The organism is Plantactinospora sp. KLBMP9567 (genome assembly GCF_033446045.1).
Classification (GTDB): domain Bacteria; phylum Actinomycetota; class Actinomycetes; order Mycobacteriales; family Micromonosporaceae; genus Plantactinospora.
In genome coordinates this window covers 125,603-143,109 of sequence record NZ_JAWQRR010000040.1, presented here as the reverse complement: position 1 = coordinate 143,109, position 17,507 = coordinate 125,603, and the positions used below count along the sequence as shown (strand labels likewise).

Below are 17,507 nucleotides of genomic sequence, written 5' to 3'. Positions count from 1 at the left end.
GGTGCCCGACTCCACCTGCCCGAACGCCGCCGCGAGGCGAGGCGGGGAGGTTCACCGACCGAAGTGGTTGAAGCCGGCCCAGCCGGCCAGCTTCGCGCGCAGGTCGGCGAGTCCCCGGGTCAGCTCGGCCAGCTCCGACCCGGGGTCGGGATCCGGCGCGTCCCGGCCGGGCTCGTCGGTGCTCGTCGCGGCCATCATGGCCTCCCGATCGGGTCCCGGGCGGGACCTCCACCGGCCGGACTCGGCCCGGCCGCCCGCACCGGCCCCGCCGCCCGGACAGGCCCGGTCCCGCTGCCGCGCCTGGCGTCGCCCCCGGCCATGCCGTGCCCGCCGCTGTCCGCGTCGGTGACCTGCTCGGCGTCGAGTCGGGTCATCCGGTGTGCGTGCAACGCCGCGCCCTTGACCACGCCGAGGTCGGGCGCGAACAACCGGGGACGCCAGCCGAACTCGGCGGAGAGCGCGGCGGCGATCATCGGCATCCGGCTCGCCCCGCCGACCAGGAGACAGCGGTCGACGTCCGACACGCCGGCCCGGGCGGCCGCGGCGAGCAGCCCGCGCAGCAGGACCACCGAACGGTCCACCAGATCCCGGGTGGCCGCCTCGAAGTCGTCCCGGCTCACCGTGACGGTGACGCTGTGCCCGGCGTACCGGATCGGGACCCGGTGGACCGGGAAGCCGGACAGCGCCCGCTTGACCCGTTCGGCGGTCAGCGCCAGCCCGGCCATGAAGACCTCGTCGGCGGCCGGATCGTCGTCCGGCGCTGCCCGGGCGACGAGCTGCTCCAGCAGCAACGCCATCAGCCGGCGGTCCCAGTCCACGCCGCCCAGTCCGGGGTCGCCGTCGGTGGCCAGCACCTGGATGCGCCGTCCCAGCCGCAGCACGGTGCCGTCGAAGACGCCGCCGCCGAGGTCGTACACGAGGGCGGTGCCGCCGCACACACCCTCGGCGTTGCCGTAGTGCAGGGCGGCGGCGACCGCCTCGCTGACCAGCGCGAGCGGGCGTACCCCGGCCAGCAGGCAGGACCGCCGCGTCACCTCGCGTTGCCGGGGGCCGAAGCAGGCCGGCACCGTCACCACCGCCGGCACGCTCCGCCCCGACCACGGCCCCGGCATCGCACCCCGGACCAGGGTACGGAGGATCAGCGCGCAGACCGCCTCCGGCGGGTACTCGACGTCGTCGAAGCAGTGTGACCGGTTGCCGCCCAGATCCCGTTTGACCAGTGCGACCATCCGGTCCGGCGTCGACTGGCCGGCGACGTGCGCGGCGGCACCGACCAGCACCGAGCGACGCGACTCGAAGCACACCACCGACGGGGTGGTCTCCTCGCCGAGCGGGTTCGGCAGGATCACCGGCCGTCCGCCGCTGTCCACCATGGCCACCGCGGATCGGGTGCTGCCCAGGTCGATACCGAGCGGAGTCATCTCGTACGCACGCCTTCCGTCACCGCCGGCCCGACCGGAGCGGCGGTCCTTCGACGACCTCTGGTCCGGATGAGTCACCGGCTTCCGCTGGGCCGTTGTTCGACACGGGTAACCAGCGAACCTATTCGACCTGACGGTGACGATACGAACCGTAAATGGCGGCGCCGGAGCCGGTCCAGATCGATTCCGCTCTCCTGACTGATCTACCCGGCGCTAATGCCCGAATGGAGCGTCGCACCGGTCGGGGGCATCGACGGGTACGCCAAACGGATCGTGCCGTCGGTAATTCCGCACGTATTCCTTGGAACGGTACGGCGCTGGCGGAACAGGTTCGGTCCGGCAGGGGGATCCGGCTCCCCCTGCGGTCCGCCGGACGACAGGAGTCGGACGCGGTGTGTGAGCGCCGCGGGTCCAGGTCGAAAAAGGGTTCATCGGGCCAGTGGTTCGCATCGACGGACACCGGGCGGGCTGCTTGGATGGGGCGTCGGTGCGATCCCGATCGGCGATGGGGCCGTGGAGAGGGAGCAGGAGAATGACCCGAGAGGACCGTTGGGACTTCTTCATCGCGTACGCGACCGCGGACCGGGCCGCCGCGGAGGAACTGTACGACCTGCTCAGTCCGCCCTTCCGGGTCTTCCTCGACCAGCGGAGCCTGCTGCCCGGCGACGACTGGGACAGCCGGCTGCCGGCCGCGCAGCGAAGCGCGGCCATCACCCTGGTGCTGATTTCCGGCGGCACGGACCGCGCCTACTACCAGCGGGAGGAGATAGCCCAGGCCGTCGAGCTGTCCCGCCGGGAGGACGGCCTGCACCGGGTCGTGCCGATCCTGCTGGACGAGTCCGCCGGAGCCGCCCACCTTCCCTACGGTCTGCGGCTCAAGCAGGCTGTCCCGGTCACCGGCGCGGGTGGTCTGCGGCAGGCCGCCGAGCGGCTCCGGGATACCCTCCGGACGCGCCTGGCGCTGCCCCCGGACGAGCTGCTGCGCCGCTACGAGGAGCGGACGGCGGTCGAGCGCGCCGTCCGGCTGGTACCCCGGGACGGCTTCGACCCCACCGGCCAGCTCGGCCTGAGCACCCGCAAGTACGTCTTCGTCGGCGACTACCAGGAGCAGCGGCACCGCACCCTGCGGCAGATCCTCTCCAACCTCTGGATCGGGGACGCCTTCGAACAGGTCGACAACTCCAACGGGCCCTGGCTGGCCCTCACCTTCGACCTGGGCGAGCTGAACCGCCGCAAGATGGACCTGCTGCCGGCGACCTGGAAGGCGGCGTTCCGGATCCTCTCCGACCCGACCCGGGCGGGGTGCTTCGAGCCGACCGACGAGGAGCGCACGCTGCTCGGCCGCCCGCCCCGGAACTACTACTCCGACGACCAGCAGGCGTGGTATTCGAGCTGCACCATCCGGGAGCGCAGGTACACCCCGCGGGGCCCGGACTACTTCATCCGGGAGGTGCTCGGGATCAGTTGGCTGTGCTTCACCGGTACCGGGATCACCCAGGGGACCCGGCGGTCGACGGGGCTGCCGTCGCGGGTCTTCTTCGTCCGGAACCTGCCGCTGCACAGCATCGACTACCAGGTCCAGGACCTGGGCGTACCCGACGACGACACCGTCCTGGAATAGTCCTCGTAGCGGGATTGGAAACCTGCCGCGCGGGTACCCGGCGGATCTCCTACGACGGAGGTTGGCAGATGTCGGAGCGGCATACGGTACTGCGCTCGATGCACGATCTCGGCCTGGCTGCCTGGTTCGGCGGCGCCTTGATGGGGGCGATCGGGGTCAACGGCGCGGCGGCGAAGGTGAGCGACTCGAGACAGCGGCTGGGGGTCGCCTCGGCCGGCTGGGCCAGGTGGACCCCGGTGAACGCGGCGGCGATCGGCACCCATGTCGCCGGTGCCGCCGGTGAGCTGATCACCGAGAGTCCACGGATGCTCGTCCAGTCCGGGGTGGGCCGGATGAGCGCCGTCAAGACCGGGCTGACGGTGGCGGCGCTGGCGGCGACCGGCTACAGCCGGATGCTCGGGATGCAGTTGGAGAAGACCACCGAGGCGCCGGTGGTGGCGACGACGGCCCCGGAGAACGGCACACCGCCGGGTGTCGCGGCGCGGCAGCGGCAGTTGCGGGTGTTGCAGTGGGTGATTCCGGCCCTGACCGGCGGACTGATCGTGGTCACCGCGCTCGCCGGTGAGCAGCAGAAACCCGGCCAGGTGGTGCAGGGCGTGCTGAACCGGATGAACGGGATCACGTACCGGACCAGGAGCATGCGCGGGATGGCCGGCAAGCAGCTGCGTGGCATGGCCGGCAAGGGCCTGGGCGGGATGGCGGTGGCCAGGGGCATGCGCGGGATGGCCGACAAGGGCATGGCCGTCAGGAACCTGCGCGGGATGGCGACCAGGGTGATGCCGGGGATGGTGGGGATGCGGATCGCCCGGCAGGCGGTCGCGAGACTACGGCACTGACGGCCGGGCACGGCGGCGTCCGCCGGCCCGGAACGGACTCCGGGGAAGAGCGTCCGGAGCCATCTCCGGTACGGCGTGTCGCCGATTGCCGAGGGTCCTACCCGCGGGACCGAAGTGTCCCGCACTGCGGGAAGTCCACGCCCGACACCGGGCCCGGGAGCGGGCACCATCCGCGACTGCACCCGGCTCCGCTGCCGCCGTCCGCGGTCCCCGTGACCACGGCGGCCGGGCCCGACGGGCGGCCCGTCCGGCCGGTTTGAACTGCGGAAACGTCCCCGGAAGCCGGGGCGTCCCGGAGCGGTCGGCCATAGGTTCTCGGTGCTGTGGTGTCAATGGACTGATGACTGCTGATAGTTCGGCCCGATCGTCTCTGGCATGGACGACGGTCAACGCGGTTACCTCGGATCAGGATCAACCATGTCCTGGAGGTACGCAGGTGCCGGTCACATCGCCGTCGGAGCCGACGGCCGTACCGCGTGCGGCGGCGGCACAGACCGTCGCCGCCCTGGTCGGTCGCGGTACCGAGCTGGCCCGGATGGTCGCGCTGCTCGACGAGGACAGGTCACGACCCCGGTTCCTGGTGCTGCACGGCGAACCGGGCATCGGCAAGAGCCGACTCGTCGCCGAGCTGGCGCGGGTGGCCGGCAGCCGGAGGCGTACCGTGCTGCTCGGTCGGGCGACCGAGTTCGAGCGCTCCCTCCCGTACGGCGTGCTGCTGGACGCGCTGGCCGGCGTACCCGATCACCGGGCCGACCTGCACGCCTCGCTCGACACCCTCGCGGTGCGCGACCCCGACGGCGCCGGGCCGGCCACCGCCGCGGTCGAGCGGCACCAGCGGCACCGGCGGCTGCGTGCGCTGGTCGCCGCCGCCGCCCGTCCCGCCGGAGCGCTGCTGGTCTTCGACGACGTGCAGTGGGCCGACGACGCCTCCGTCGAGTTCCTCGGCTATCTGCTGCGGCATCCGCCGGACGCCCGGATCACGGTGGTGCTGGCGTTCCGGTCCGAGCAGTGCCCGCCGAGACTGGCCGAGGAACTCGCCCACCTGGCGCCGCTGCCCGACCGGCTCAGGCTGGCCCCGCTGACCGGTGCCGACGTCGACCACCTGCTGCCGGCCGAGCCGGCGTCCCGGCGCCGGCTGCTGCACCAGGTCAGCGGTGGCAACCCGCTCTACCTGGAACTGCTCGCCGGCACCTCGACGCAGGTCCTCGGCGCGCTGCGTCGCGGTGACTTTCCCGACGAGCCGGTGACCAGCGCGCTGCACGGTGCGATGGCGATCGAGATCCGTGGGCTGGGCCCGACCGAACGGCTGGTGCTCGAGGCCACCGCCGTGGTCGGACCCGGCCTCGACATCGGCACGGTCGCCGCCGCGGCCGGGATCGACCCGCACCGCACCACCACCGCGCTCGACGCGCTGGTCGCCCGGAACCTGCTCCGTCCGGTCGGCGCCGAGTTGGACTTCCGGCACTCACTGGTACGGGCGGTGGCGTACTGGCTGGCCGGTCCGGCCTGGCGGTTGGCCGCGCACCGCCGGGCCGCGGCCCACCTCGAACGCTGTGGCGCCCCGCTGACCCTCCGGGCCCACCACCTGGCCAAGGCGATCCAGCCGGGTGACGAGGCCGGCGCCGAGGTGCTGGTCACGGCCGCGATGACCACCATGGGTACGGCACCGAGCACCAGCGCCGGCTGGCTGCGCGTCGCGCTGTCGGTGCTGCCGGACAACCCCGGTCGGGCCGATCGCCGGGCCGAGCTGCGGCTGTTGTTCGCCAAGGCGCTCGGGGTGACCGGCCAGTTCGACGAGGCGCGGACCGTGCTGCACGATCTCGTCGCGGTCGCCGGCCCGTACCGGCACGCCGCGGTCGAGCAGCTCGCCGTGCTGGAGCGGCTGGCCGGTCGGCTCGACGTGGCCAGCGCGCTGCTCAGCACCGAACTGGAACGGCTCGGCGCCACCGGCACGCCACAGGCGATGCTGCGGCTGGAACTCGCGGTGACGGAGATGCTGGCCGGCCGCTGGCGGGCCGGCGCCAGGCACGCCGGCAAGACCATGGACCGGGCGCGGCAGGGCGGGCACCGGGGGATCGAGGCTGCCGCGAGCAGCGTACTGGCCGCCTGCGCGGTCGCCCGGGAGCCGCTGGCCACCGCGCGGCTGCGGGTCTCGTACGCCGCCCGGATGATCGACGCGCTCGGCGACGTCGCGCTCCGGGACGAGCTCGGCGCGATCGCCCTGCTCGCCTGGATCGAGGCGATGCTGGACCGGGTCGACGACGGGCTGGCGCACGCGGAGCGGGGCATCGAGGTGGGGCTGCGGTACGGGCGGATCCACGTCCATCCGCTGCTCTACGCGGCCCGGTCCGTGCTCTACGGCACGGTGGGCCGGGTCGACGACGCGCTGCGGGACGCCGAGGAGGCGGAGGAGATCGCCCGGTGGCAGGGAGGTGCCGAGGCGGCGACGCTGGCGGCGGCGGTACGACTGCGGCCGCTGCTCTGGCTCGCCGGCCCGGACGCCGTACGCCCGGCCCTGGACCGGCTGCGCGGCCGCGCCGCCCCCCGGTCCACGCTGTACCGGGCGGTGGTGCGGACGCACCTGGCCGAGGCGAGTGCGGCGGTCGGCGACGACGCCGGCTGCCAGGAGTTGCTGGCCGACGCGGAGACGTACCGCTGCCTCGGACCGGCCGAGGCGGCCGTCCTCGTCGTACGGGCGCTTACCACAGCCGGAGCCGGTCGGGCCGGCTCGGCGGGTGACGGACCGGGTGGGATACCACCGCAGGCCCGGCGTTGGCTGACCCGGGCCGCCGCTGTCGCCGGTGACCTCCCGGGGCGGCTCGGGCTGGTCGGGCTGGCCGGCGCGACGCTGGCCCTGGCGCACGGCGCCCCGGGCGACGCCGTGGCGGAGGTGGCGCCGGCGATCGGGCAGCTCGGCGCGGCCGGCATGCCGGTGGCGGAGGGGCAGGCCCGGATGGTGCTTGCCGAGGGGCGGGTGGCGACCGGGGATCCGCGGTCGGCCCGCGAGCAGCTCGGCCGGGCAAAGCAGCTCTTCACGGCCAGCGACGCGCGCTGGCTGGCCGGGCGGGCGGACCGCGCCCAGCGCCGGCTGGCCGCCCGGCTGTCCCGGCGTGTCGTGCCGGACGACCAGCCGGGGGCGGCGCCGGACGAGACGCATCCGTTGGCGCTGCTGACCGCCCGGGAACGGGAGGTGGCCGAGCTGACCGTGACCGGCGCCACGTCCCGGGTGATCGCCCGGCAACTGCAGATCAGCCCGCGTACGGTTGACGCGCACCTGATGCGGATCTACCGGAAGCTCGGGGTGACCTCCCGTACCGCCCTGGTCAGCCTGCTGGCTCGGGGGTGACGGGGTCGGCGGCCCCGTCGAGGGTTTCGGCGACTCGGGTCAGCGGCCCACCCGCCGTACCGGTGTTGATCGTCCCGGTCGGTTCGACCAGCAGGATCGCGGTCTTAACGGGAGCCTCACCTCACCCGGCTACCGGCCCCTCCACGCCGCTGACCTGCACCATCAGGTTGGAAATGACTCACTGTGGGCGCCCGGGTGATCGATGGGTGATCTGTAGCCCCCGGTGGCGCCTGGCGGACGCCGACAGCGCCAGGTACCCGGCGGCATCGCCCGGCAGCGGGATCTCATGGAGTCCGCCCGCCGCGGGAGAAGAGGTGCGGCGAGCCTGGATCTGGCCAAGCGCTCGGTTGCGAAGTATCCGTGAATACATCCAGGACCGGCTGTGGGACGAGTGCCAGTCGCAGGACTCGCCCGGCTGGCCACTCCCACCGCGGCCTGGGTCCACGTGGCGCCGGTCACCTCATTTTTCAACACGGTCGGCCTGCTGGTCGCGTATGGAGTGATCGACGAGATCGTCCCGGCGAGCTATATGGGCGGGTCAGTCCTGCGGACTTGACCCAAGCTCGCGCCGCACATCCGCCGGGAACGCGAAACGCCGCCAGAATCCGGACTATCTCGGCTTCTTCGAGCACCTGGCGGCTACCCCGCGCCCAGCTTCGAGCACCGCGCCCGGCATATGACCGAACTGCTCGCTCTTTCGACGACATCGCCCCCGAGCAGACCACCTTCCGCAACCGCATGATGCACACCTGGACTTTTGGAAGAACCTCCGCTACCGCGTATTTCGTTGGTGCCTGTGTGGGTTCCTGATTCACCGCCCTTCTCGGACGTGGATGGCCGCAACCCTGCGGGTCGAGGTGGCGATCCGGGCCGCCCGGAACGAAGTCCCGGACGGCCCGAACCGCGTCCAATCAGGTGCCCGACGGTGCGATCGCGGGGCACCTCGTGCCCGGAGCCGGCGGCTGTCCTGAGATCAGGTACTCGTGGAGGGCGGAGTCGATACAAGGGGACCGGCCGTGCGTGATGTGTCCCCAACCCTCGTAGGTCAGCAGGACGGCCCGGTTACCGTACTGCGCTGCCATGCCCTGCGCCCACTGGTACCCGGTCGACGGGTCGTGCAGGCTGTTGACCAGCAGCACCTTGGCGGTGTTTCGGGCGACCAGCTTGTGCGGTGGATTGGTCGGCGCGGTCGGCCAGCCGAGGCAGACGGAGTGCGCCGGAGGCCGGACCAGGTCGGGTGCCGCGGCCCGGATCGCGGCCATGAGGCTGGTCCACTCCGCGTACGTCGACGCGGGACGGGTCCAGTCCTGGCACCACACGGGCAGTTGGACAAATGGGAAGGTGACGTCTGGCTGTCCCGGCACGCCGGGCGCAAAGCCGACCGAGCGCCCTGACGGGCGGCCCTCGTCCAGGCTCACCAACTCGGCCGCGATCTCTGGCCACACCCCCGGATCGTGGTACAGCTCACCGACCACATAGCCGATCAGGTTGGTGGGCTTGATCTGCGCGGCCGGATCGTCGGCATCCAGCAGCTCACCACGGGCGGCGCGGTCGAGCAGCCGGGTCCAGAACTGGCGGATGTCCCGGCCGTACAGAGGGCAGTTCGGGTTGCTGCCGCAGCCGGCGACGAACTCGTTGAAGGCGTCCTGCTCGGCTGCCGCCGTGGTAACGGCGTAGTTGCGGCCGTCCAGGCTGTGGTCCAGGTTGCTGTCGGCAACGATCGCCCGCACCTTGTCCGGGAAGATCTCGGCGTACTGGTGGGCCATCATCGTGCCGTACGACCCGCCGTAGAACGTCAGCTGCGGATCGCCGACCGTGGCCCGGAGCGCGTCGATGTCGTAAACCGTCTGCCGGGTGTCCATATGGTCGAAGACGGGACCGCTCCGCGCGCGGCAGTCATCGGCGAGGGCGCGGGTCTGCGCCACCACGTTGTCGAAGTCGGCCTGGCTGCTCATCGCCTCGAGTAGCGGGCCGAGCTGGTTGGCTCGGTCCAGCGAGCAAGCGATCGGGCTGCTTTGTCCCCAGCCGCGCGGGTCGAAGCTGAGGATGTCGAAGCGTCGCCGCACATCCTCGGTGAAATCGCTACCTCCGTTGATCGCGAGAGTACGACCCGGGCCACCTGGGCCGCCCGGGCCGAAGATGAGCGTCCCGATCCGCGCGGACGGGTCAGTGGCAACCCGGCGGGCGACCACCAGATCGATCGTCGGCCCCTCCGGGTGCGCCCAATCCACCGGCACCCGAAAGGTGCCGCACTGCGCGCTCGCGTCCTCCGCGCACGGCGCCCAGCTGATGGATTGCGGCGCCGGCGCGCCCGAGGCCTGTACCGGGGCCGCCGCGACGATCAGCGAGGCGAGCATCGCCACCGCGCCGCCCGCAGGGAGTATTCGGCATTGTTTCCATTGCATGACACTTCTCCCAAGCTCTTGTTACTTGTGGGAAAGCCGCCAACATCCATAGCAGACGGTCATTGTCGGGCATGGAGTCGACCGATGAACACAACGCTAGGTGCGCGTCGCGCACACCAGCAGATCCCAGATGGAGGACGCCGTCCCCCAGGACGATCGCCGCGCCGCTCGCCGTCCCCTTTCGGGGACTTGTCGCGGTCGGCACCGTGGCTTTGTCGGGTGCCGACGGAGGTGGTGGCGATGACACACGGCGACCGGTTCCAGCGACGTACGATTTGACGCATGGCTCTACGTCGCTCCTCGGACATATGCCCTGCGATTGCACGCCCAGAGCACGAGCACAACGGTCGACCGATCGACGTGGCGGTCGTCGCCGCCGCACCGCTGACCCGGGCAGGCGTGTGTCAGTTGCTCGCCGACCAGCCCTCGGTGCACGTGGTCGACACGACTGCGTCCCTCGGCCACCTGGACCCGCGCCTCACCCTTGACGTCGTTGTGTTGGTCGACCCCGAGGACCGTTTGCGGGCCGAGCCGCTGCCTGCGCACCGCCGTCCGCTGCTGCTGGTGGTACCCAAGGACTCCCGGATCAACCTGCGGGAGGTGCTCAAGGGGCGGGTGCGCGGCATCGTGAGCACCAGCATCGGGGCAGCCGACCTGCGCTGGGTCCTGCGCGTGATCGCGATGGGCGGTATCCACATCGGACACGAGTACGTGGCGGATCTGCGCGACCAACTGGACGATGGCGGGTACGGTCCAGACGTGGTGCTCACCCCACGGGAGACGCAGACCCTGCATGCGGTCGCTCAGGGCCTGACCCACGCCCAGGCCGCGCGCCGGCTCGGGGTGACCGAAGCGACCGTCAACACGTACGTCAAACGGCTGCGGGCCAAGCTCAACGCGGGCAACAAGGCCGAGTTGACCCGGATAGCCATCGAGCGCGGCCACATGCGCACACGTTCGCCACATCCGCCCTCGCCGGTCACCAGCGTCGTCCCGGCCACCGCCTGACGGCGGCCCGGAGCCGGAGCCACCTGAGTGTCCGTCGTGGACGCCCCGGCGGGTAGGAAAATTTGGGGCGGTTGCCCGCCGACGTCGTCGCGGCTTGGTTCGATGAGACCGTCAAGTAGTCTGACGCTGGGAGCCGGTTCCAGGGCCCTGCATTGTTGCTTCGAGCACGCGAGTCCGCCTCTTGTTGTTCCTCGGCTAGGAGTCACACGGGTGGCGATGAGGCCACCACTGCCGCGTAGCCGGTGGAGGCCGCCCACCCGCCGAGCATGGCGAGGAACGGGTGGGCCAGGGGGAACGGCACGGGCAAGCCCGGGGTCGTCGCGCGGACGGTGTCGAGGGTGGTTCCCAGGGGCGCCCGAATACCCGGACCAGCCCTCCGAAGAACGTGGTCGTACGGTCGACGTCCCACCGCGGTTCCCATAAAGACAGTGCGACGGCGCCGTCCCGTCCCATGACGATGACGACCCAGGCGGGCACGCCGGCCGGGCCGTCGAAGGAGAGGACGTGGGCCGCCCTGACCCCTGCAACGTCTAACCCCGATAGGCATTTCGGCCTGCCCGCCCTCGGCCGGCCGCTGACCAACCGGAAACCGGTATCCGCCGACCGGGCGCGTCGGACGCTGCGGGCACCCGATATGGCGTAGCCCGGATCGGCCGCACCGGCGGCAGGTCCAGGCGAGGTGGGGACAACCGATTTGTCGAACACCGAGGCGATGACCACCCTGGTCGGCGGCAAGCCCCATCACGGCAACGGTGGCAGGTAGGGTCCCGACATGATCGACCCACAGAGGGTGCGGGAAGCGGTCGCCAACGCCGGCTTCGCTGTCGAGGGCTTCGTGGAACTGCCGGGGTTGCCGACGCCGGTGGCAGTGTGGAAACCGTTCATCCTGTTCTCGGCCACGCCGATCGTCCGCGTACCGCACGCCGACGCGGACGCGGACGCTCGGCTCGACAACGAGTGGGCGCGACTGAGCGCGCGCAACGGCACGATCGGAGCGGACGGCAAGGTGCTGCTTTCCATCGAGGGCGCCGGACGGCTGCCCTGGTTGAAAGTGAGGGTGGGCAGCTTACCGCCGCGGCCCAGTGCGGTGGTGATATCAGGACAGGCAAGGGACTTTGTCGCCTTGTCTCCCGATGGCCGGGCCAGTACCTGCGTAAGCAGCGAGGAATGGGAGACCTGGATCCTCGCTAACCCGGAACCACCAGAGGACGCGCAGGTCTGAGATCGGCAGGCCCGGTCAGCGCGACCCAACGAGCGACCGCAGTACCGAATGACCACGCGCATCCGGATCTGCCGCAGAGCGGGTGCCGTGACAGGTTGTCTACAAGCCACAGCGGGTGACGATTCCGGCTGGCGTCCGGCCTACGGTCGTGCCGAATTGAGTGCGGTCAGTGTGTGCGGGTTTCCCAGGTTGGCGCCGGCTATGACGGTTCGCCGTGGCCGTCGACGGGCGTGAGGCGAATGCTCAGTTGGGAGCCCAGTTCGTGGAAGCCGAGCGCTCGGGCCACCCGGCGGGACGCTTCGGGTCGGGCCCGCCACTGCGGAAGCAGGTCGGATTGCAGTGCGTTGGTGATGGCTGCGGTAGCGACGACACGCGCGAGTCCTCGTCCGCGCTCCGCAGGCGCGGCCAGCACGCTGATCTGGGCGGTGTTGCCGGGCCAGAGCCGGTAGCCTGCTGCCGCGGTGACTTCCGTTGCGGTGCGCACCACGAACGCCGGCGATGTGATCTCGGCCAGGCCGGACTCGTCGGCGTCGTCGGCCGGCACACGCGCGAGCAGAGTTTCCAGGTCGGCGTGGTCTGCGGGGATCATCTCGACCGTGGTGGAGTCGGCTGGGCGGAAACTGGCCGCGTCGCAGTAGGCCAAGGTCGCCGGCCCCAATGTCTTGTCGACCGGCAACATGCCCCGCACCCTGACCGGGTCAGTCATGGCAGCCGTGGGGAGATCGTTCAGGGCGCGTCGCACGGTCTCGGCGACGTCGCGGTCGGGGGCAGTGGCGATCACAGCATCCTCCAGAGCGACGATGCCTACCCAGCCTGGCGGACACAGCAACGCGTGCGGGGAGACGACTACCTCGACGGCTGCGTCCCTGAAGACGACCGGTGTCCCGGCCAGCCCGACCCAAAGTCGTTGGACGCGTTGCAGTAGGGAGTCGCCGATCATGGCGGCATGATGGCAACTGGCTGGCATGCACGCCACCGAGAAACCCGTAGCGGGGGCTGTTGTCTTGGCCGCGGCTCGGGCTACGGGCAGCCCGCGCGTGTCGAGCTGCTACAGGACAGCAACGGGATCGTCGGAGCGCGGATCCGCGACTACCAGTCGTGAAGGTGGGCCAGCAGGGTCGTCAGTCCGGCCAGTGCGAGCGTGAGGGCCGACAGAGTCGTCAGTTCCAGGGCGCATTGGCGGGGTAGCTCATCCACGCCGCACGACGCGGAGCCGTCCCGCCAGCTGCCCCGGGCCAGGTACGGCCTACCGGAATTGTTGTGATCCACGGCCACGACGCCGGTCACCACGATCGGGGCTCTGCGAAGTTAACGGGGTCAGCCAGTTCTGCAGCTATCTGTTGCGGGCTTCGGTAACCGTCGCGGCCGGGCCTCGGCGTGAGCGGCGGTCCGTGGCCCCTCGACCGTGGCATTGAGGTTCGTGTGCTGGCGGGTTGGGTGCACCCGTGAAGATCGAGTGGACCCGGGAGTGGCGGGAGACCGTCGCTGATCAGGGCTCGCGGGCGTCGTAGAGGCGCAGGATGCTGTGGCGTAGCGCTGCCGCGGTCTGCGCGGTGGTCATGCGGCCGGCGGCGACTTCGCCGCCGGCCGCATGACCGAGCGCGATGGTCGCGGAGACCAACCAGGCCGGGCTGAGGGCGCCGTCGAACTCGCCGGTGGCCTGGCCGCGCCTGATCAGCCGCTCCAGGCGCTCGTTGACCGCGACATGCTGACGTTCGGAGTCCGCCTGGTTAACGGCGGTCGCCGACGGGTGCAGGAGCAGCGGGTACCGGTCGAACAGCCGCCAGGTGACGTCCAGCCAGCGCAGCAGCGCCTCGGTGACGGTGTCGCTGTCCACGTTGGCGGCGTCGAGGGCGGCGACGGCTTCGGCCGTGATGCGGTCGATGACCGCGGCCACCAGCAGCGGCCGGGACGGGTAGTGGGCGTAGACGGTTTGGCGGGTGACGCCAGCTGCGGCGGCGACCTGTTCCACCTTCGCGTCCGGATGCCTACCGAGCACCTGGACGGCGGCGTCGAGTACAACGGCGGCGCTGCGCTCGGCGTCCGAACGCCGCCGCCGGCGCCGACCACCCGTTATCTCTGACATGTTGTCTAATCTACCGCTGAGCATTATCGTAGACACGCTGTCAAAGATAAGTCGTTTCAGGGAGATCAAATGACGCCCCGTACTGATCTGACCAGCTATCTAATCCACTATCCGCAGGAAGCGGGGCTGGGCGACGAGGATCCGGCGACCGTGCTTGACCGCTACCACACGCCGGACTATGAGCTGGTCAACGACGGCGTGCTGCTGGACCGGAAGCGGCTGCTGGATCACATCCGTCCAGCCCGCAAACGGGCAGCTGGTCTCCGTGTCGAGGTGGAGCAGGCGCTGGTGGACGGCGACCATGTCGCCGCCCGATACCGGCTCATCGCGGAGCTGCGTAAGGGCGGCACCATCACCACGGAGATCTACATGTTCGGGGAGTTGGCTGCTGACGGTCGGCTGCGCCGGGCCATCCAAGCCACCCGGACGGTCCCATCCGAATAGTTCCACAGGTACGTCAAGCGGCGCCTCGACGCTGATGACCTCAGTGAGGTTCATGCCCGCCCAATTAGGGCTCTGGCTTACCGGGCGTTGAGGTGTCCGCGGGCGTTCCGGGTGGTGGCGCAGCGGGTGCGTAGGCGCTGGTTGTTGGGGTTGCGGAAGCCGTAGGCGTCGCGGGCGACGGTTTTGATCACTCGGTTGGGCAGATCTGTTCGCGGTCGGGGTGGGTGCGAGCGGTGGCGAGCAGGTCGAGGAGGTCTTCCTTTGGCGTTCCGTGCGGTCAGGATCCGGGTGCTGATCGGCGTCGGTAAGCCGGACAGGTCATCGACCAGGGCATCGACGTGCTCGCCCCGCATCCGTTCGGCGGAGCGGGTGAGCCGGTTGCGCAGTTCCCATTCCCGGTTGCCTTTGCGGCCGCGTCGGCCACGTTGCTGCACGGTGACGCGGCGGCGGACCTCGGTGACGGCCTGGTTGGCCAGTTGAACGAGGGGGAAGTGGTCGACGACCAGTTCGCGCAATGCAAGCGCCTGGGCTCATCGGAGTGATCTCAGGGGCCGCGCGGAGGCGCCGCGCAAGGCGCCCTCGACGGAGACGGGTGCGCGGAATCAAGGCCATCGTGCACTTCCTCGGGCACGCGTACGTCCTCCGGAAGTTCGGTCGGTCCGGGGCGCGGCCACCGGCCCCCCACGCAGCGCCCCGCGCCCCGCTCCCGCCGGTCTTGTACGTTTCTGACATGGCAGGTGAGCGGCCCGGTACGACGATCAGCGCCTGGCGACCGAAGGTGCCTGGGATCGCCGAGGTCTTCCACGCGCACTTCACCGCGCACGCCTATCCGGCGCACACCCACGACACCTGGGACCTGATGATCCTCGACGGGGGATCGGTCGACTTCGCCCTCGACCGGCACCGGCACGGGATGACCGCCGGAAGCACGGTGCTGCTGCTCCCGCCCGGCGTCACCCACGACGGCCGGACGGTCACCCCGGCCGGCTTCCGCAAGCGGGTGCTCTACCTCGACACGACCGTACTGCCGGAGCACCTGGTCGGCAGCGCGGTGGACGGCCCGGTCCTGGACGACGAACTGCTGCGGCACCGGATCCACCAGTTGCACACCTCGCTCGGCCACCCCGGCGACGCGTTCGAGGCCGAGTCCCGGCTCGCCCTGATCCGGGATCGGCTGCACGAGCACCTCGACACGCTCGCGCCCGTTCCACCGAGCGGCCGGTCGGACCGGCTGGCCGGCCGGCTGCGCGAGCTGCTGGACTCCAGGGTCGCGGTCGGGATGTCCCTGCGGGCGGCGGCGACGATCCTGGACGCCCATCCCAGTCACCTGATCCGGTGCTTCACCCGCAGCTACGGCCTGCCGCCGCACGCGTACCTGACCGGTCGGCGGGTCGACCGGGCCCGCCGGCTGCTGCTGGCCGGGGAGCGACCGGCCAGCGTCGCCGTGGCGGTCGGCTTCCACGACCAGGCACACCTGCACCGGCACTTCGTCCGACACCTCGGCACCACCCCGGCCCGGTACGCCCGGCGACGCGGCGGGACTTGACGGTCGCGGTGGGGTTCGACAGGGATCAGCGGTCGGGGCCGATTCCGCTGGTGGACGCCGTGCAGGCGTTCTCCGCGACGACCCGGAACGCCTCGCTGAGCAGCCGGGCCAGGCTCTGCGCCAGTACCGCCGTCTCGTGCTCGGGCTGCTGCCCCGAGGCGGCCGGGAGACCGGTCCGGCGTAGCTGCGCCAACCGGGTGCCGGCGGCCGGCACCAGTTCGTCGGTGACCGGGCGGAGCCGGTCCAGCACCTCGCCGAGCAGCCGCAGCGCGGCCAGCACCGGTACGCCGGCCTGGTGCAGGTCGAGTGCGGGTTGCACGGCCCGGGGGCGGGCTGCGCTGACCGAGCCGTCCTCGGCGCGTACCAGCACGCCGTGCCGGGCGAGGTTGTGCAGCAGGGCGGGGTGCTCGGCGGCCAGCCGGTTCAGCGCGGTCGCCAGCGGTTCGGCGGGCGGGGGCGCCGGGTGGCGTACCCCGAGCATCGCCTCGATGGCGACCAGGTTGAAGCCCTGCCGTTGCAGCGACTTGATGCTCTCCAGCCGGCGTACGTGGCCGGCACTGTAGTAGGCGGTCCGGCCGTACCGGGCGGGTGGCGCGAGCAGGCCGCGGGCCTGGTGCGCCCGGATGTTGCGCGGGGACATCCCGACCAGGCGGGCGAGGGCGTCGATGGTGTACCGCGGGGTCGCCGGTGCCGGGCCGGCGCGGTCGCCGAGCTGGGGCACAGTAACCGTCACGGCCTCTCCTCACGTCCTGGGGCGATTCGAACCTACCGATGCGACCCGGCGCGGGGTATTGGTGAAATTACTACCGTCGTTCCGTGGCTGCGACCGGTGGCGGTGAGCGGGGTGAGGAGTTGTCGGGGTCACCGGCCGGTCGGCTCAGCGTCACCGCCGTCTCCAGCAGCAGCGCGTGTACGAACGCCTGCGGCAGATCGCCCCGGAGTAGCCGCTGCGGCACGTCGTACACCTCGCTTCGCGGGCCGGGGGAGCTGCAGCCGGCGCGGTTGCGTTCGAACCAGTGTGCTGCGCCGACCAGGCCCCGGCCTGGTGCAGGCTGAGGGGCGCCGGACCGCACCTGCGCCCCTCACCCCCCAGGCATCGCCGCCGTGCCCCGGCTGGGCGGCCTGTCACGGGTCAGCCGGGACGGGGGAGTACCCATCGCACGGCGCTCGACACCGTCCATTCCGGGACGGTCGGACTCACGGCACCGGCCCGAGTACGACCGACGCCACCCAGAGCACGGTCAGGGCGGCCAGGGCGAGTCCCGCGTGGTTGCCGAACCGGGCGAGCAGGTAGCCGGCCGGGCGGAGCGGATCCGGATGGGAAAGGCTGCCCGCGCGCCCGGCCGGCGGCGGTGACCGCCCCGGGTGCCGCCCGGACGGCGAGGGGGTGTCCGGGCGGGCCCGGGTCGGCGTGGCCCCGCGTCGACCCGGCACCCGCACCAGGGACGCCGCGCGGACATCCCGGCGGACGGCGCCACCCGGCCGACCCGCCGACGCGCGGGGCCGCGCCGGAGCTGCGGGCCGTGCACGGGGCGTGCGGGGCCGGGCGGAGTCCGATCGAGGGGGCGATTC

Annotated in this window: 15 protein-coding genes and 1 pseudogene; 7 read left to right on the top strand and 9 right to left on the bottom strand. The window is 71.5% G+C overall.

Going from position 1 to position 17,507, the window contains the following annotated elements:
• Nucleotides 1-51: 51 nt before the first annotated feature.
• Nucleotides 52-195, bottom strand: a complete 144-nt coding sequence (locus R6Y94_RS30040; RefSeq protein WP_318399220.1) for a hypothetical protein — start codon at nucleotides 193-195, stop codon at nucleotides 52-54.
• Complete coding sequence (locus R6Y94_RS30035) at nucleotides 195-1,421, bottom strand: Hsp70 family protein (RefSeq protein ID WP_318399219.1); 1,227 nt, start codon at nucleotides 1,419-1,421, stop codon at nucleotides 195-197. The genes R6Y94_RS30040 and R6Y94_RS30035 overlap by 1 nt, the downstream gene beginning before the upstream one ends.
• Before the next feature lie 532 nt (nucleotides 1,422-1,953).
• Between R6Y94_RS30035 and R6Y94_RS30030 the strand changes: the two genes are divergently transcribed.
• The 3 genes from R6Y94_RS30030 to R6Y94_RS30020 all read left to right on the top strand — a co-directional run bounded on the left by R6Y94_RS30030 (nucleotide 1,954) and on the right by R6Y94_RS30020 (nucleotide 7,224).
• On the top strand, nucleotides 1,954-3,042 hold the full coding sequence (locus tag R6Y94_RS30030; RefSeq protein ID WP_318399218.1) for a toll/interleukin-1 receptor domain-containing protein: 1,089 nt from the start codon (nucleotides 1,954-1,956) through the stop codon (nucleotides 3,040-3,042).
• Between the two features lie 68 nt (nucleotides 3,043-3,110).
• Nucleotides 3,111-3,878, top strand: a complete 768-nt coding sequence (locus R6Y94_RS30025; protein WP_318399217.1) for a hypothetical protein — start codon at nucleotides 3,111-3,113, stop codon at nucleotides 3,876-3,878.
• 436 nt (nucleotides 3,879-4,314) lie between these two features.
• Nucleotides 4,315-7,224: a helix-turn-helix transcriptional regulator gene (locus R6Y94_RS30020; RefSeq protein ID WP_318399216.1), complete on the top strand. Its 2,910-nt coding sequence runs from the start codon at nucleotides 4,315-4,317 to the stop codon at nucleotides 7,222-7,224.
• 911 nt (nucleotides 7,225-8,135) lie between these two features.
• On the opposite strand, the gene R6Y94_RS30015 is transcribed toward R6Y94_RS30020, so the two are convergent.
• A complete protein-coding gene (locus tag R6Y94_RS30015) occupies nucleotides 8,136-9,629 on the bottom strand; it encodes an alpha/beta hydrolase (protein WP_318399215.1) in 1,494 nt (497 codons plus the stop codon).
• Between the two features lie 360 nt (nucleotides 9,630-9,989).
• Between R6Y94_RS30015 and R6Y94_RS30010 the strand changes: the two genes are divergently transcribed.
• Both R6Y94_RS30010 and R6Y94_RS30005 read left to right on the top strand, forming a co-directional pair.
• Complete coding sequence (locus tag R6Y94_RS30010) at nucleotides 9,990-10,637, top strand: response regulator transcription factor (RefSeq protein ID WP_318399214.1); 648 nt, start codon at nucleotides 9,990-9,992, stop codon at nucleotides 10,635-10,637.
• Nucleotides 10,638-11,409: 772 nt separating this feature from the next.
• Nucleotides 11,410-11,859 carry a hypothetical protein gene (locus R6Y94_RS30005; protein WP_318399213.1) on the top strand — a complete coding sequence of 150 codons (450 nt, stop codon included), beginning with the start codon at nucleotides 11,410-11,412 and terminating at the stop codon, nucleotides 11,857-11,859.
• A 199-nt stretch (nucleotides 11,860-12,058) separates the two neighbouring features.
• Here the strand turns inward: R6Y94_RS30005 and R6Y94_RS30000 are convergent, their stop codons facing one another.
• Together R6Y94_RS30000 and R6Y94_RS29995 are read right to left on the bottom strand one after the other, a co-directional pair.
• A complete protein-coding gene (locus tag R6Y94_RS30000) occupies nucleotides 12,059-12,799 on the bottom strand; it encodes a GNAT family N-acetyltransferase (RefSeq protein WP_318399212.1) in 741 nt (246 codons plus the stop codon).
• Nucleotides 12,800-13,348: 549 nt separating this feature from the next.
• A complete protein-coding gene (locus R6Y94_RS29995; protein WP_318399211.1) occupies nucleotides 13,349-13,945 on the bottom strand; it encodes a TetR/AcrR family transcriptional regulator in 597 nt (198 codons plus the stop codon).
• Between the two features lie 69 nt (nucleotides 13,946-14,014).
• On the opposite strand from R6Y94_RS29995, the gene R6Y94_RS29990 reads away from it, so the two are divergent.
• Nucleotides 14,015-14,389 (top strand): nuclear transport factor 2 family protein, encoded by a 375-nt coding sequence (locus R6Y94_RS29990; protein ID WP_318399210.1) that lies wholly within the window; start codon nucleotides 14,015-14,017, stop codon nucleotides 14,387-14,389.
• A 77-nt stretch (nucleotides 14,390-14,466) separates the two neighbouring features.
• Here R6Y94_RS29990 and R6Y94_RS29985 read toward each other — a convergent pair whose 3' ends face one another.
• The gene (locus R6Y94_RS29985; protein WP_318399209.1) at nucleotides 14,467-14,904 is read right to left on the bottom strand and encodes a hypothetical protein; all 438 of its coding nucleotides are present in this window, start codon (nucleotides 14,902-14,904) and stop codon (nucleotides 14,467-14,469) included.
• A 215-nt stretch (nucleotides 14,905-15,119) separates the two neighbouring features.
• Between R6Y94_RS29985 and R6Y94_RS29980 the strand changes: the two genes are divergently transcribed.
• Nucleotides 15,120-15,935: an AraC family transcriptional regulator gene (locus tag R6Y94_RS29980; protein WP_318399208.1), complete on the top strand. Its 816-nt coding sequence runs from the start codon at nucleotides 15,120-15,122 to the stop codon at nucleotides 15,933-15,935.
• 25 nt (nucleotides 15,936-15,960) lie between these two features.
• On the opposite strand, the gene R6Y94_RS29975 is transcribed toward R6Y94_RS29980, so the two are convergent.
• The 3 genes and pseudogenes from R6Y94_RS29975 to R6Y94_RS29965 all read right to left on the bottom strand — a co-directional run bounded on the left by R6Y94_RS29975 (nucleotide 15,961) and on the right by R6Y94_RS29965 (nucleotide 17,369).
• Entirely contained in the window at nucleotides 15,961-16,668 is a 708-nt protein-coding gene (locus R6Y94_RS29975; RefSeq protein WP_318399207.1) for a MerR family transcriptional regulator, read from the bottom strand.
• A gap of 70 nt (nucleotides 16,669-16,738) precedes the next feature.
• Nucleotides 16,739-16,966, bottom strand: a pseudogene (locus tag R6Y94_RS29970) (hypothetical protein); the annotation flags it as partial.
• Between the two features lie 166 nt (nucleotides 16,967-17,132).
• Complete coding sequence (locus R6Y94_RS29965) at nucleotides 17,133-17,369, bottom strand: hypothetical protein (protein ID WP_318399206.1); 237 nt, start codon at nucleotides 17,367-17,369, stop codon at nucleotides 17,133-17,135.
• Between the last annotated feature and the right edge of the window lie 138 nt (nucleotides 17,370-17,507).